7 protein-coding genes and 1 riboswitch are annotated in these 16,238 nt (G+C 47.6%); of the genes, 1 reads left to right on the forward strand and 6 read right to left on the reverse strand.

Going from position 1 to position 16,238, the window contains the following annotated elements; all coding sequences use genetic code 11:
* Positions 1-220: 220 nt before the first annotated feature.
* From M3661_RS23015 to M3661_RS23035, 5 genes are all read right to left on the reverse strand, one after another.
* A complete protein-coding gene (locus M3661_RS23015) occupies positions 221-6,952 on the reverse strand; it encodes a non-ribosomal peptide synthetase (RefSeq protein ID WP_251488967.1) in 6,732 nt (2,243 codons plus the stop codon).
* Positions 6,943-7,698, reverse strand: coding sequence for a 4'-phosphopantetheinyl transferase family protein (locus tag M3661_RS23020; protein ID WP_251488954.1), 756 nt, complete (start codon positions 7,696-7,698; stop codon positions 6,943-6,945). The genes M3661_RS23015 and M3661_RS23020 overlap by 10 nt, the downstream gene beginning before the upstream one ends.
* A gap of 83 nt (positions 7,699-7,781) precedes the next feature.
* Positions 7,782-7,868, reverse strand: a riboswitch (cyclic di-GMP riboswitch).
* 568 nt (positions 7,869-8,436) lie between these two features.
* Positions 8,437-11,529 carry a stalk domain-containing protein gene (locus M3661_RS23025; RefSeq protein WP_251488956.1) on the reverse strand — a complete coding sequence of 1,031 codons (3,093 nt, stop codon included), beginning with the start codon at positions 11,527-11,529 and terminating at the stop codon, positions 8,437-8,439.
* 229 nt (positions 11,530-11,758) lie between these two features.
* Complete coding sequence (catA, locus tag M3661_RS23030) at positions 11,759-12,421, reverse strand: type A chloramphenicol O-acetyltransferase (protein ID WP_065290096.1); 663 nt, start codon at positions 12,419-12,421, stop codon at positions 11,759-11,761.
* Positions 12,422-12,509: 88 nt separating this feature from the next.
* Complete coding sequence (locus tag M3661_RS23035; RefSeq protein WP_142545600.1) at positions 12,510-13,538, reverse strand: LacI family DNA-binding transcriptional regulator; 1,029 nt, start codon at positions 13,536-13,538, stop codon at positions 12,510-12,512.
* A gap of 235 nt (positions 13,539-13,773) precedes the next feature.
* Between M3661_RS23035 and M3661_RS23040 the strand changes: the two genes are divergently transcribed.
* Complete coding sequence (locus tag M3661_RS23040; protein ID WP_021259621.1) at positions 13,774-14,823, forward strand: 2,3-butanediol dehydrogenase; 1,050 nt, start codon at positions 13,774-13,776, stop codon at positions 14,821-14,823.
* Between the two features lie 108 nt (positions 14,824-14,931).
* On the opposite strand, the gene M3661_RS23045 is transcribed toward M3661_RS23040, so the two are convergent.
* A complete protein-coding gene (locus M3661_RS23045) occupies positions 14,932-15,768 on the reverse strand; it encodes a YdcF family protein (RefSeq protein ID WP_251488958.1) in 837 nt (278 codons plus the stop codon).
* Positions 15,769-16,238 lie beyond the last annotated feature (470 nt).

A 16,238-nucleotide genomic window follows, 5' to 3' on the forward strand; every position in this document is an offset into this window, starting at 1 on the left:
TAAATTCATAAGTATGGTGTTACTGATTGTCTACTGCACATACTGAATATTACCCAATATGTCGTTTCATGCCAATGCTTTTTGCTTTTTGGCTGATTGCCGTATGCCTATCAAGTTATGATAGGGCGCTCTTCGAGCTGCATATGAACCGCAATCAACCTCTCTTCTGCCATTCTCGATGCCATCCCCCCTGCACATAATATCGCTCCGAATTGCTGGCCTACTTGTTCGTAAGAGATAGGAAGCCAACTTCGAACCCGTGTCGCAGCATATTCGTGACTTGAGCTTCACCAGGTACAGTCCAGGAAAAGCCTAATGCAGCAAGCGTAGATGCAGTCCGTTCTGCAGTTAGCTCGAACGCTGTCAGCGCAGCGCCTTCATCCATCCACCCGTTATGCAGCATCACATTCTCGACTGCCTCAAGCTTCGCCCCCTGTTCATATTGCTCGAACAGATAGGATAGGAACTTCTCCATTGGCAGCTTCGCAACCTGAACATCATTCCGCCCAGCCAGCATTTCGGACATGCTGATCAGATGCGGGTTATAGATATGGTAGATCTCATCATGCAGGGCAGGCTTGTCATGCAGTGTAATAATCGCACGGCTCACCTGATCTACGAAGGATAAGTCTGTATCCTGACCGGAATCAGGAACGGCCCCCAATTGGATGAAGGACTTCATCGTCTTGTAGAACGCATTGTCCTGAATATTCTCCTGGAACTGACCGCTCTCTGAGTGACATACAATGTTACCAACTCGGTAAATGTTCGTATGCAGCCCCTGCAGACGCGCCTGTTCTACCAATTGCTCCGCTTGGAATTTCGTCTTTACATAATAGTTGTCATGCACTTGTCCGATGTCCAAGTCATCCTCCGTGAAGAGAACGGCTTCCTTGCCTTCAATCGTTCCCATCCCGACCGACATTGTAGAGACGTGGTGGAATCCCTTCTTCGTGCCGGTTGCTGCCAATTCCAACAAGCGCTCCGTCGCCGTAACATTGTTCAGTACGAATTCAGAATAGTGGCCATAATGCTTCACATTGGCCGCAGCATGGATGATGCATTCCACTTCATCTGCCAGCTTAGCATATTCGTGTTCAGCGAGTCCGAGATGTTCGTCACTCAAGTTCGCGTTAACGACTTCGATTCGATGTCCGTGCGTGTCTGTCAGTGCTGCACCAAAATAATAGGCCAGCTTCTCGTACAATCTGTGTCGAGCCTGCTCCGGAGATGTCCCGCGAACAATAGCAACCACCTTGCTGTCAGTACAATGCAGAAGATCGCGAAGCAGGTAAGCACCTAAGTATCCTGTTGCACCTGTAAGGAGAACCTTAGCATAGTTCAACTGCGATACCTCTCGGTTGTGATAAGCTTCGTTGCGGCTGCGGTACTGCTTCCAAGCCTCCGTTACGGCCTTATCTTCCACGACCGTCGCTTCCTCTGCATACATAGCACGAATTCGCTCCAGCTTATCCTTCATATGGTTCGGACGATACTTCATCCGCAATGCCAATTCTCGAATTGTCGGATATGCGAATACATCGCTGACGTCGACCTCGTATTCCTGCTTTAACTGCGCAACAAGCGTAATTGCCTTCAAGGAATGACCGCCTAGCTCGAAGAAGTTGTCGCACACGCCGACCGTTGTTAGGCCAAGCAGCTCCTGCCATAGCTCGGCAAGCTTCATCTCCGTCTCACTGTCAGGCGCTACATAACCGGCTCCTGTCCACTCCTGCTTCGATGGCGCAGGGAGCTTCGCACGATCAATCTTGCCGTTCGTGGTCAGCGGCATCTGATCGAGGAACGCATAGTAAGTCGGGATCATATAATCCGGCAAATGATCAAGCAGATGCTGACGAATATCCGCAGCTGTCACCGTACCCTCCGTTACAATGTACGCACAGAGCGCCTTTTGTCCAGGCGACTCCTCAATATCGGTAACGAGTGTTTCCTTCACGAGCTCATGAGTTCGGATTTGCGCTTCAATTTCACCAAGCTCCATGCGATATCCACGAATTTTCACTTGATGGTCTTTGCGTCCTAAGAACTCCACTGTTCCGTCCGGCAGCCAGCGAACAAGGTCGCCTGTCTTATACAGCTTCTCTCCAGCCTTGAACGGACTGTCGATGAACTTCTCGTTCGTCAAGTCCTCGCGATTCAAGTAACCACGCGCCACGCCATCGCCACCGACCCAGAGCTCGCCCGCTATGCCAATCGGCTGCAGCTTGCCATAGTTGTTCACGACATAGGCTGTCGAGTTCGCAATCGGCGCACCGATTGGGATCGATCCATCCTGCTCCGCTGCTATATGGTGGCAGCAGGAGAAGGTCGTATTCTCTGTCGGTCCATATCCGTTCACGATTTGAATTGGCGCACAGGCATGAAGCACTCGGTAAATATGCTTCGGAGACAATACATCTCCGCCAACGAGCAATGTTCGCACAGGTTCGAATAAGCGCTCATTTTTCTCAACCAACTGCGTGAATAACGGTGAAGTCAGCCACATCATAGTGATGCCGTGCCGCACAATCGCTTGTTCCAACTGCTCAGCATCCAAAATCGTCGGCTTGTCAACGAGTACAAGTTGAAGTCCGTTCAGAAGGGCTCCCCATATTTCAAATGTCGAAGCATCGAATACGAGAGAACCAGTCTGCAAAATGCGATCATCCTCTTGGAATGATACGAAATTCGTATTCTTCACAAGGCGAATCACGTTGCGATGGGTGACCATAACTCCCTTCGGCTTACCTGTCGATCCCGATGTGTACATTAAGTACGCGATATGCTCAGGATTATTGAGGTCATCTATGTTTTCCGTTGACTGTACAGCTAGTTTCGAATCCGTGAAACTGATGCTGCTCAGTCCTTCAGGCAATCGTTCAGCCAAATGGTCGCTTGCGAGTACGATATTAACACGGCTGTCCTCCAGCATATATTGAATCCGTTCCTGCGGGTAATCCGGATCGATCGGCACGTAAGCACCGCCAGCCTTCAAGATTGCGAGTACACCGATAATCATTTCTGGTGTGCGCTCTGTGAACAGACCAACCGGTTGTTCAGCCTTCGTCCCATGCTTCTGCAAATAATGCGCCAAACGATTGGCCTCCGCATTCAGCTCCGCATAGGTAATTTCACGTTCACCAGACACAAGCGCAACACGATCAGGCGTTACACGCACCTGTTCCTCGAACAGACTGTGTACAGTCGCATGGCGAGGATATTCGGCATCCGTATTATTGAAGTGGTGCACGATTTCTTCACGTTCCTGATCCGTAATCAGTTCAAGTTCTCCAATGCTGCATGACGGCTGCTGTGCTGCCTGCATAGCAAGCTGCTCGAAATGCCCTGCCATTCGTTCTACAGTTGCCCGTTTGAACAGCTTCGAACAGAATTCAAAGTTGCATTCGAGTTCCTCTTCACGCTCGATTGCCTCCAGCGTCAGGTCGAACTTCGATGTGCCGTTATGATAAGGCAGCTGTGTGAAGACGGCATCTCCTGCTTGAAGCGAGAGATCCCCCATGTTCTGCATGACGAATACGGTATCGAACAATGGATTGCGGCTTACGTCCCGCTTCAGCTGCAGGCGTTCAACCAGGCTGTCGAGCGGGTAATCCTGATGCTCATAGGCAAGCAGAAGCGTATCTTTCATCTCATTCAAATAATCAGCAAAGGCCTTGCCGCCCTCTGGGAAGCTGCGAATCGGCAAGGTGTTGACGAACATGCCCATCATTCGATCTACATCAGTATGTGTTCGAGCAGCAATCGCACAGCCGACAATCAAATCCTCCTTGTCCACATATTTGGACAAGAGCACATTATATACCGACAACAGCACCATATAGAGTGTAGTTCCTTGACGGAGAGCCAGCTGCTTCAAGCCTTCCACCGTCTTGGCAGACAATGCTAGACGCACCATATCGCCTTCAAATGACTGCACATTCGGACGAATATAATCGTACGGAAGATCCAGCAGCGGGATGTCCCCTTCAAGCACACTCAGCCAATACTGTTCATGTGCTTGTTCATCTTGTACACGCGTGGACTGCCATTCCGCATAGTCCTTATATTGCAGCTTGATTGGGGCCAGCTCCTCGCCCTTATAGATTGCTGCCAGTTCTTCTGCAAACACACTGAGCGAGGTTCCGTCGAAGACGATATGATGAATATCCAGCATCAGTACGTAGCGGTCTGCTTCCATTTTCGCAATCGCAGCACGTAGAAGCGATTGCTCCTCCAACTGGAATGGACGGACGAATTCATTCACCATTTCAGCAGCAGTACGGCCCTCGGCCTCTATAATCAGCACATCGAAAGCAACTGTCTCATGCACCTTCTGTACGATCTGTTCCTCTTCCCAATGGAATGAAGTACGGAATGCTTCATGGCGCTCTACGATTTGGTGAAGAGCCTTCTTCAGGCGGCCGGTATCCAATTGGCCATTCACTTCGTACACGAGTGGAATGTTGTAGGCCATGCCAACTCCGCCCCGCTGTTGCAGCGCGAACATACGCGTCTGTGCTGGCGCGAGACGATAATGCGCCTTCTTCTCGGCTGGCGTTATCGATTCGTATTGTTCTTGTGCTCCTCCGTCGATAATTGCAGCAAGCTTGCCGACATATGGATTCGAGAACAATTCCTTGAAGGACAACGAGATATGGAAGTCAGCTGCGATGCGTGCTTGCAGCTGTGCCAGCTTCAACGAATGCCCGCCAATCTCGAAGAAGTGATCCGCTGTGCCAATTGGAGAGATGCCAAGCAGTTCCTCCCAAATCGCAGCAAGCTTCTTCTCCGTATCCGTTACTGGAGCTTGATATTCGGTTGACATGCGCTCCTGCTTCTCAGGCTGAGGCAGCTTGGCCCGATCAATCTTGCCGTTGATCGTAAGCGGCATGCGCTCCAAGAACATGAAGTATGCCGGCACCATGAACTCAGGCAAATGCGAAGACAAGTACTCGCGCATTGCACTCGCTGTCATGCCTTCTTCCGCTACAATGTAAGCACAAAGAGCCTTCTGGCCAGGCGACTCTTCAAAAGCTACAACCAGTGCTTCCGTTACTTGCTCGTGCGTATGAATCTGCGCTTCAATCTCACCGAGCTCCATGCGATAGCCGCGAATCTTCACTTGATGATCTTTGCGTCCGACGAATTCCAAGTTGCCATCTGGCAGCATGCGCACAAGGTCACCTGTTTTATAGATTCGTTCGCCAGCTACGAATGGACTATCCGCGAACTTCTCACGCGTCATCTCATCCTTATTCAAGTAGCCACGTGCTACGCCTTCACCGCCGACCCACAGCTCTCCTACAGCGCCAATCGGCTGCAGCATGCCGTAATCATTTACAACATAAGCGGTTGAGTTCGTAATTGGCGTACCGATAGGAATTGTCCCGTCTCCCTCTTCCTTCATCAGATAAGAAGTAGAGAAGGTTGTATTTTCAGTAGGACCATAAATATTCGAAATCTCAATCGGTGCACAGTCCTTAGCCGCTCGATAGAAGTGCTTTGGCGACATCAGCTCTCCACCCACGAGCAATTGGCGAAGCGGCGCAAATATGCACGGATTGCGATCAACCAATTGAATGAACAGCGCCGTCGTCAGGAACATAATCGTTACCTGATGGCGGATGAGCGCTTGCTCCAGCTGCTCAGCGTCCAGTATCGTCGTCTTATCGATGAGCACGAGCCCTAAGCCATTCAACAAGGAGCCCCAGATTTCAAAGGTTGAGGCATCGAACACAAGCGATCCCGTCTGCAAAATACGGTCGCCTTCGCCAAACTTCACATAATTCGTGCGCTTTACTAGGCGAATGACATTACGATGAGTAACCATGACGCCCTTAGGTCTTCCTGTCGAACCGGACGTGTAAATGATATATATAAGATCTTCTGGCTGATTCACAGATACCAGATTATCGCTAGATTCATCAGCAAGGCTCGGGTCATCCATATGAACCTGCTCGATGGTATTCGGCAAATCTATATCTGACGATCTGCTAGTCAGTACCAGCTTCGTACGACTGTCTTCCAGGACATATTGAATGCGATCCTGAGGGTGATCGGGATCAAGTGGAACATAAGCTCCTCCCGCCTTGAGAATCGCTAAGATACCGACAACCATCTCTGCACTGCGCTCTGCCATAATACCAACAGACTGTTCCCGATCGATGCCAAGCTTCCGCAGCCTGCGCGCCAATTGATTCGCACGAGCATTCAACTCGCAATAGGTCAACTCGCGATCATCTTCGATGACAGCTACTCGATCCGGATGCAGCTTAGCCTGTTCCTCGAACAGCGCCTGAACCGTGAATGTATGAGGATATTCAGCTCGCGTCTGATTCATCCCCTCAATTAACTGGCGCTTGTCCTGCTCTGTCAGCATTTCCAGCTCGCCAATACGCTTCTGAGGATGCTTCACAGCTTCATCCAGCAGCTGCAAGAAGTACTCACCCAGCTTCTCTACCGTCGATAACTGGAACTGATTTTCCTTGTAATACATTGTGAACATCGGTAATGCGCCCGTTCCAGCAGCATGCTGAATGCAGCCGTGCAGGTCACATACCTGCTCTCCCTCTGGAAGCACGGGCCGAACATCTTCTCCGTACCAGCAATACGTTGCCACATCACTGTCAGAAGCTATTTCAGAGCAAGTCAGGTTACGTCCTTCTGCGCAAGCCGACAAGCTGTTATGAATGCTCATAATTCCTTGCAAGGTTACGTCATCCTGACTGACTACGGTATGGTTTGCATTGCCGTGTCCCGCTTGAACGGCATGAAGAGTTACTTGCTGCGAGTTGTAGAACCGGGACAACAGCGTTGCCCACGCACTGAACATGACGGATTCCAACTTGACCGAATGCTCGGCCGAATGCTTCTTCAGAAGACGCATTGTCTCTTCAGGCAGCTCGATAGAATGTACGTCATAGCCTGCCAATCGTTCTACTGTTAATTCCATGAAAGCCAATTCTCGTCCTCTCCTTTGTACGATCCAACCCATTTCGTAAACCTATGAGTCAACTGCTCCCATGTGATGTACTCTATTTGCTTGGCAAATTCCATATGCTGTGCACACACAGTCATACTATAGCCTGTTACAGGAACGACATATTGCTTTACATAATTATGATCAACATTCCATAATTGATTATGCTGTATAGGTACAGCTGTCTCCTGCACAATCTCGAATGTGCTGGGAGGCAGGCTAAGACCCGTTCCTAATGCCTTCAGAACACTTTCCTTAGCCGTCCATATGTAAAAAAACAATTCCTGACGCGCACGACTGTCGTTCGTATTTGCAAGCAATTCCAACTCACGCGGCGAGCATATCAGCCTAGCCACGTCCATGTTCCATTCTCCTGCTTGCTCAATATCAATCCCGATTGGCGCTTCATCCAATGCCACTGCTATGAACGCACCGGCGTGAGAGATGTTGAAAAATACCGGATCACCCTCCACATATGGCTTGCCGAAGGGATGAGTGTGAATAACAAGTTCGTTATTCGAACATTTCAAGGTTCGACATAGCAGCATGCGGGCCAATATGTCAGCCGCAACCGTGCAATAAAAATCTTCACGGTTCCGAAGTCTATCTAACCTTTTGTATTTTTCAGGTGTAACGAACGGGATAAATCGATCCATCAATGAATCTATGTCTTCGTAGGAAGTACACTCGTCCCATTTTAGCAACACAATTTCCATCATTTACCCCAGCTTCTGTGCGCAAAAAAAAGGCCATTCTGCATAGCCTTGTCACCGAATAACCGTTGTGTAGTTACCGCAACATTAATGGCAACCCGGCCGCCGTAATCCGTGAAGATGTTAGGCCCGCGGCTTTGCGTCCTCATCTTTCGAAGAGTTTGCCTTTCAATCCTGATGTTGTTCTTCTTGATGTATCCATTGCGTGTTGCAGATCGATTATCAGGCAAGAATGTCATAGCAATGTTACGCACTAGTTCTTGTGACATGTATCGCGTGAATAGGTCTAAAGTACATATTACATATCAGCATGTTGGACGGTCGCATCCCCTATCCAACTCAAGACCCATATTTTATATCGGTTGCTCGAATGAAAAGATTAATACTTTTTCATAACACTTTTCAATCTTTCGACACGAAAAATCATTTTTTGTCATTTTATAGTCATTTTCAAGGTTGTTTCACCCTATTTCCGACAAAAACACCCCTATCCTCTCCATCCTTGCTCCCATAGATTCGTGCAATTCCCTCCAACTGCTCGACACATTTGTCGATTTTCCTATAGAGCCACTACTGCTTAGCCCCCTCTCCCCTACCAATTACCTAATAGACAGCACTGAAGTCATTTCTTACTCATTACACAACTCTCTTGTACTCTTGGTGATACATAAAAAGCCTCGGAAATCATTCCGAGGCTCTTATTGAATGCCATCTATCTATCTTCTCTATTTCACATCATGGGGATTAATATCCGTCACCAACTGTCATTTCATTGGATGCGGTGGACAGTGCATTCACTGTTGCATTGCGCCCATCCGCTACGGACATAACGAATACTTTATAGGCAACGCCGCTGCGAATTGGATTTCCATATGCATCATTATCTGACAGCGAGAACATTCTAGATTCTTCGCCAATTACGCTTACTCCTCTTAAACGATTCGCCTGATCCAGGTTGAAGGAGTTCGCTGAGCTAGAAGGAACGACCATCAATGCATAATAGGCAATCCCGCTGTCGTTGCTTGGCTTCGAGAAGGAGGCCTTGAAGTTATTCCCCCCTTCTCTTGTCAAAAACACATTTGTAGGTGCCTGCACGGATTGATCTACCAAGGCAAATTCACCAGAAGGCGAAGACAAGGCATTCGAGGAGCCGCTTCTATTGTCAGCTACCGTAAGCACAAATACCCGGTAAGCAACACCTTTTTGAATGTCGTTGCCTTGAACATCCCGCAAGCCGCTTGTTAGCGATTGTCTTACATAGCCACTCTGATTCCCAACCCGAATGTAGCTGGATGATCCCACCTGTCCCGCACTATATGCGTCGAATGCATAGGACTGATCTGCGCGGACGACCATAATACGGTATTCATTTACGTACGAACTACTGGATGGTGCATTAAAGCCTACTTCAATGTCGCTGGCATTACCGTTTTTGCCAATAATCTTCGCTTCTACATTCGTCACAACATCAACCGAGGCATTGCCTTTAAGCGTCACCTCTGGAGATGGAGCAGACAACGCATTGTTCGCTTGACTATTGGAGCTTACAGACAGAACAAATACCCGGTAGCTGTTGCCGTTGCGAATCGGTGCTCCATCTACATCTCTTGCATCCTGATCGAATACATGTGACAAGCTGCTGCCACTCCGATACACGACAGCTGAGTTCCAATTGTTAACTCGATTGGCCTCTGTTAGATTAAAACGGCTTGCATTGGAAGACTTCACGACCATAACGCGATAATGGTTCACATTCGATTCATCTGCAGCACGGTTGAATGTTACACTCAGGTTCCGTCCATCATTGTAGTTTCCACCCATACTGCTTGCCGATACGTTCGTTGCAGGGTACACCGTCGAATTGTTAGACAACGTAATCGTATCTGAGGCGCTGGACAGGGAATTCACATAACTACCGCGTCCAACAGAAAGCACATATACTTGGTAGCTGGTTCCGTTACGGATCAGGTCCCCATCTACGTCTCTCGCAGTAGAGCTCAGCTTGAGGCTAACGTCTCTGCCATTCGGGTTCATCGACGTATAATTGTAGCTGGATACGTTGTTCGCTTCGGATACATCAAAGCGGTACGATCTGCTCGTCTTCACAACCATAATTCGATACTGGCTAATATTCGATTCATCCGAGGCCCGGTTGAAGGTAACCATCATATCGCGGCCGTCATTATAATCTCCGACATCACTTACTCTTACATTGGAAGCACTGTACACCGTTGAGTTATTCGAAATATTGATGGAATCAGATGCGCCCGACAATGCATTGTAATCAGAGTTGCTATTCGAAACTGACATGACGAACAGACGGTACGTTTCCCCTCTGCGGATTAGTGAGCCATTCACATCACGCATATTAGATGGCAATGTTGAAGTAATGCTATAGCCATTCTTCGAGACATCATAATAATTGCTAGATGAAACCCGGTTAGCTTCATTCAAATCAAAGCGATAAGCATCCGAATATTTCACTGCAAAAATCCGGTAGTAGCTTACGCGCGATTCATCGGAAGAGCGATTAAAGCTGATCTGAATATCGCGTCCATCTCCATAATTACCCACTTGGCTGACCTTCGTAATCACTGGAACACCAGCTGATTGTCCAAGCGTGATCGAAGATGAGCTGGAGGATAGCTTATTAACATACGAGCTCGTATTGCTGACAGCTACGACAAATACGGTATAAGGTACGCCATTGCGAATTAAGTCACCCGCTGTATCTCTAGTTGTCGAACTCAAGGTTGTCGTCAACGTCGAGTTGCTGGACTTCGGAACGGTCGTATAATTATTGCTGGATACGCGGTCTGCTTCATAAGCATCGAAACGAGATGCATCCTTCGTTTTGACGACCATAATCCGATAATTTTGAATTGGGCTGTCGTTAGAAGGACGGGAGAAGCTGACCTGCATATCACGGCCGTCGTTATAATTCGCCACATTGCGCACTTGCACATTCGTTGCCGCTGCAACCGCGTTGTCGCCTAACGTAAAGGTTGAAGATGGGTTCGAGAGCACCTGTTGGTTGCTCGTTCTGCCCACTGACAATACATAAGCTTCATACTTCACATTCGTACGGATGTAGTCTCCATCTACGTCACGTGCTCGGGAATCCAATCTGACTACAGGATCGTCACCGCTCTTGTTTACTACGGTATAATTGTTGGAAGATACCGAACGAGCCTTGTTCAAATTAAAGGAGTTCGACGCTTTAACAATCATGACGCGATATTGATCAAGGTTATTTTCATACTGTTCCTTGGAGAAGCTGACACGAATATCGCTTGCATCTCCGGATTGGCCTGAGATCTGTGTTGTCACATAATTGACGCCTCTAAGATCGCCGGAGTAGTCGGGCTCATCTGGGTATGTCGGACGATCCGGGTATGTCGGCGTACTGCCAGAAGTCACACGCACGACTTTTTGATAATTGTCATAGTTGATTGTTGCGCCCAACGATTCACTAACGAAGCGTACCGGAACCATCGTTCTGCCCTGCATTGTATTGGCTGGAACATCCATATAGACAGTTTTGCCATTGACCGTTGCCGCTGAGGAGCCTAGTTTCAGAATTACTGAGGTGCTCCCTTTGTAAGCTGATACCTTCTTCGTTTTGTAATCGTAGCTTACACTGGCGCCAAGCGACTGGAAAATAACCGCCATCGGCAATAGCACACGGCCCTGCGTGTATACTGGCGGCTGATCGGTATTAATTTTGCTTCCGTTCACATATACGGTGTAAGTTGCAGGCGCTGCTTGCACAGCTGTGGGCGTTACCACCGTAAAGCCGAGTGCCGCAGCAACAAAACCTGACACAAGTTTCTTCACTTTTTCATCCTCCTAAGTTGCAATCATATCCAAGTCTAAAATTACCACCTGCAACTTAGATGCATCAAACAAGGAAAATGTTTCATACTCCTTTATAATTTTTTTAAATTGTGACAAAACTGTGTCAGACCATCATTCACCGACTCCACATCAATGAAAAAAGCCGTTGGAACAACGGCTAATTATGGCCTTGTTCCAACGGCTTCATTACTTTGCTCAATCATGTGTATTAATTCGGATCATCTAGCCACTCCTTGCTATGATCAGCGAATCGCTGCAGCTCGCCAACAAATAAGCCTGCATGATACCCGTCGCATACCGCATGATGCAGCTGCAAGGATACGGGCAGCAGGACTCGACCCGTTTGCTCGAAATACTTTCCGAATGTGATGATCGGCAACAAATACGTCCCCTCATTGAACACATTCAAATTGAATCCCGTAAAGCTTACCCATGGAATGCAAGAGATAGGGAATGTATTTGCAGGCTGATCCTTTTTACCAAGTAGTCCTTTCACCTTGCCATACTGCCGTACATCCGCTAGGTAGCCTTCGTGGAAAGCATGGAATTTTTCTGTATATGAGGCCCATAGACTAGAGAACGTATTGTCCTCAGGATGGAAAATCGTGAAACTCGGGTTCATGCTCTCCCAATATCCGAGTCCTCCATCCTCATCATAGGAGATTCGGAAATCGGGATATGCATTCACAATCTTAGCAGTCATATGAATAAGCGCCGGGTAAAGCTTCTTGTTCTTTTCTCTCAGATTATCAAGCAGAATCGTAATATCGATATTGGCAGTCAAACTGAATGTACATCTTGTTTCGTTCAAAAAATGAATATAGTAAGGTTTTCTATTCCACGTATCGATATCAATCAAATGAAACTTCATGGTTTTAGCCTCCTAAAATGATATTGTCATATTAGGAGGCACATCATCCGCCTTGACCATAGCTTACCCTTCTTCCCTAAGATATGGATCAGTCCAACTGCTGCGAGCTGCGTGTCATCGCCACACTCGATTCTCTAACAATGAGGCGAGGCTCAAACTGCACTCGTTCATATACACCGCGCTTCTGTTCGATGATCCGGTTAAGCAGCAGTTCAGTCGCTACTCTGGCAACCTCTGCTCCCATGATCGACACAGAGCTAAGCCGCGGCGTCGTAATCGTTCCCCACAAAATATTATCAATGCCAACAATCGCAATGTCTTCGGGCACGCGGATCCCCAATTCCTTGAATCGGTTCAGCAGTCCCATCGCAATCATGTCATTGCCCGCATAGATCGCATCCGGCATTTTCGTTAGACCTGCGAAATAATCGGCTGCCTTCAATCCCGTTTGCATCGAGAAATCATCTCCGAGATAGACCAGAGAGCTATCTACTTGCGGGAGGGCATCCTCGTAGGCAAAGAAACGCTCCTCAATGATATGCTTCGGCGCACCTGCATACGCAATCCGCGTCCGGCCTATGTTCATGAAATGCTCCATGACAAGTTTACCCTCTTGCGTAGATAGACTAACGATGTCCGCCTTCACATCGTCACCGAGCTTCTTCCCATAGTTAATAACGGAGATCGGAATGCTCGATTTATTAATCAAGTCAGGCAGCGTTGCAGGGTAAGCTAGCGGCAGGACAATCAGACCGTCTACATGAAGCTTCTTCACTTCCCTGAGTATTTCGAGCTCTGCTCGTGCATTCCCTAATGTATTGATCTGAACGACACGGTAGTCGTAATTTTTGGCCGCCTGCTCGACGGAATAGGCAATCTCCGGAACAAAGGCATTTCGAATATCGGGAACGGCTAGCGCAATTTGCTTCGTCTGCCGTACCTTAAGACTGCGCGCGAAGGAGTTCGGCACGAAGCCTAGCTCTTCAATCGCCTGCATCACCTTGGCCTTCGTCTTCGGACTAATGCCGTCTGCGTCATTGATTGCACGCGATACGGTTGCCAATCCGACCCCTGCTCGCTGTGCAACATCCTCGATTGTGACTTTTCTCTGAACCACTGGTACATCTCCCTCTCGTTACAAGTGGAATTGCTTCCACCATTCCAGCCAAGCCTTATTTCTGTATCATACCATCTGCATTCACATTATTCACCTGATCTTCCTGCAACAAAAGACTGTGATTGACATCACGCTGAGAGTGTGACATATTTAATATCGGAAACGTTTCCGAAAATATTTTCCCGTTTCCATTTCATACAGTATTTCATTTCTATACTTCTGGGGAGATGAGCACATGAAAGCATTAAGATGGCATGGCGTCAAAGATTTGCGCGTGGAGAACATTGCAGAACCAGCAGCCGGCAAAGGCAAAGTGAAAATTAAAGTCGAATGCTGCGGCATCTGCGGCAGCGACTTGCATGAATATACGGCAGGACCGATCTTCATTTCAGACAGCACTCCCCATCCTCTAACTGGAGAGAAAGCTCCAATCGTTATGGGACATGAATTTTCTGGACAGATCGTCGAGGTCGGTGAAGGTGTAACCAAATTCCAGAAGGGTGATCGCGTTGTTGTAGAGCCGATCTTCGCATGCGGTGAATGTGAAGCCTGCAAGCAAGGCTTGTATAACCTCTGCGACAAGATGGGATTCCTTGGTCTCGCTGGCGGCGGTGGAGGCTTCTCCGAATATGTAGCAGCAGACGAGCACATGGTGCATAAGATTCCAGACAGCGTTTCTTACGAGCAAGGCGCGCTTGTTGAACCTTCCGCAGTAGCTCTCTATGCAGTTCGACAAAGCAAGCTTCAAGTTGGGGATCGTGCAGCCGTATTCGGTACAGGCCCAATTGGATTGCTTGTTATCGAAGCATTGAAGGCTGCTGGCGCATCGGAGATCTATGCAATTGAACTGTCCGAGCAGCGTAAGCAAAAAGCAGCAGAACTCGGAGCCATTGTACTTGATCCTTCGCAAGTCGATGTCGTGAAGGAGCTTCGCGAACGGACAGGCGGCGGCGTGGATGTCGCTTATGAAGTAACGGGAGTTCCTGCTGTACTGAACAATGCCATTGATGCAGCCAAGCTCGGCGGTGAAGTGATGATCGTCAGCATTTTCGAGCGAGAAGCTACTATTAAACCGAATGCAATTGTAACGAAGGAACGCACAATGAAAGGCATCATCGGTTACCGCAACGTATTCCCTGCGGTTATCAAATTGATGGAGCAAGGCTACTTCCCAGCAGAGAAGCTGGTAACGAAGCGCATCCAATTGGATGAAGTCGTTGATCATGGCTTCGAGGCGCTCTTGAAAGAGAAAAACCAAGTAAAGATTATGGTGAAGCCGCAATAATCCGTAAACAAAAACACGAAGGCTTAGGGCGTTTCAAAGTCATACTGAAATAAAACAAAAGATCGAGTCAGGGGTTAATCAGCTCCCCCTTGCTCGATCTTTTCTCCATCATAATGCCGTTCTCAACAGCAAGACGGTAAAACATACGATCATTGCTACTACTGCGAGGTGCCACCATTTGTACATCATGATGATCCCGATATACTCACGTATGAACGCACTTGGCATGTAGTATCTTGCTGTCTTCGCGCCAACACCCTCACACTTCTTCAATCCGGCGAGCCGCGCATAAATGCTTGCCCGAAATACATGATAGTTGTTCGTAACGAAGATGCTTTTATGATCGGGTTTCATCTCGTCCATAATGGCCTTCGAGAACAGCATATTTTGCATCGTGTTGCGAGATTTGTCCTCCATAAGCACGTCCTGCTCTGTAACTCCCTTCGCCACGATATACTTCTTCATTGCCTCTGCTTCACTAATCAATTCGTCTGGCCCTTGGCCGCCCGACACGATAATTTTAGGCACTTGATGATACTTCATATATTGTTCAATGCTTTTATCCAAACGCGACGCAAGCAGCGGGGGAACACGATCCCCTCCGATCAAGCCAGAGCCAAGTGCGATAATGAAATCAGGCTTGTACCATATTCTCCAGTAGTGATAAAAAATTGCATACGCTAGGAAGCTGACGAACACAAAGGAAAAATACATGAAGATAAGCAGCGTCCCGATATAAAAAATCGCAAATTTATCATTATAAGAAATAAAGAAAATGTAGAAAAACATCCCGATCATCGCAAATATCAGAAGACTCAATAATAATGACAGCATATTCGCGAACTTCTTGCTTTCCTTCTTCAGCATGATTCGTCCGTTAAGCAGCAAATATATGCTCACAAACAGTACGCTCAAAGGAACAGAGGCAAGGATAGCCGCGGCCACAATTAAGTTCACCCATGGGATCTGGTTGGAGAACGCCACTAGACTCAGCGCTAAATTCGCTAAAGCTGCTATGAATAGGAATGAAAGACTAATACGCCTTTTTTCCCTTATAAATAAAAAAACAAACAGGACAAATAATATCAAGCTAAAAAAACTCATCATACACTCCTTTCCCAACCTTACTATTGTAAGCAATTCATTCCTTCTTGCATACCTTTTTCACCATTCAATATCGAAATGAATCACTCTAAAACATACCCAGCATCATCAGCCCTTAACAGTATGTTGGAAGTCCCAGCTATCTTCTGCCGCAAAAATAAAAAAAGGCCGATTACTTCACTAAATGATATGCTCCCATCATAGTAGACAGTAGGAAAAACAAAACTTCTACTGCTACAATGATGGGAGTTTTTCTAATGTCTAAAAGAAGTCCAGTATCATTAGAAGTAAAATTACATGTCGTACAGCGG

It is taken from the genome of Paenibacillus sp. MER 180, assembly GCF_023713665.1.
Lineage (GTDB): Bacteria > Bacillota > Bacilli > Paenibacillales > Paenibacillaceae > Paenibacillus_B > Paenibacillus_B suaedae.

What these genes read in the sequence shown, in the direction of transcription:
- M3661_RS23015 (WP_251488967.1), bottom strand. Translation starts at nt 6,952, where the DNA reads ATGGAATTAACAGTAGAACGATTGGCAGGCTATGACGTACATTCTATC.
- M3661_RS23020 (WP_251488954.1), bottom strand. Translation starts at nt 7,698, where the DNA reads ATGATGGAAATTGTGTTGCTAAAATGGGACGAGTGTACTTCCTACGAA.
- catA (WP_065290096.1), bottom strand. Translation starts at nt 12,421, where the DNA reads ATGAAGTTTCATTTGATTGATATCGATACGTGGAATAGAAAACCTTAC.
- M3661_RS23040 (WP_021259621.1), top strand. Translation starts at nt 13,774, where the DNA reads ATGAAAGCATTAAGATGGCATGGCGTCAAAGATTTGCGCGTGGAGAAC.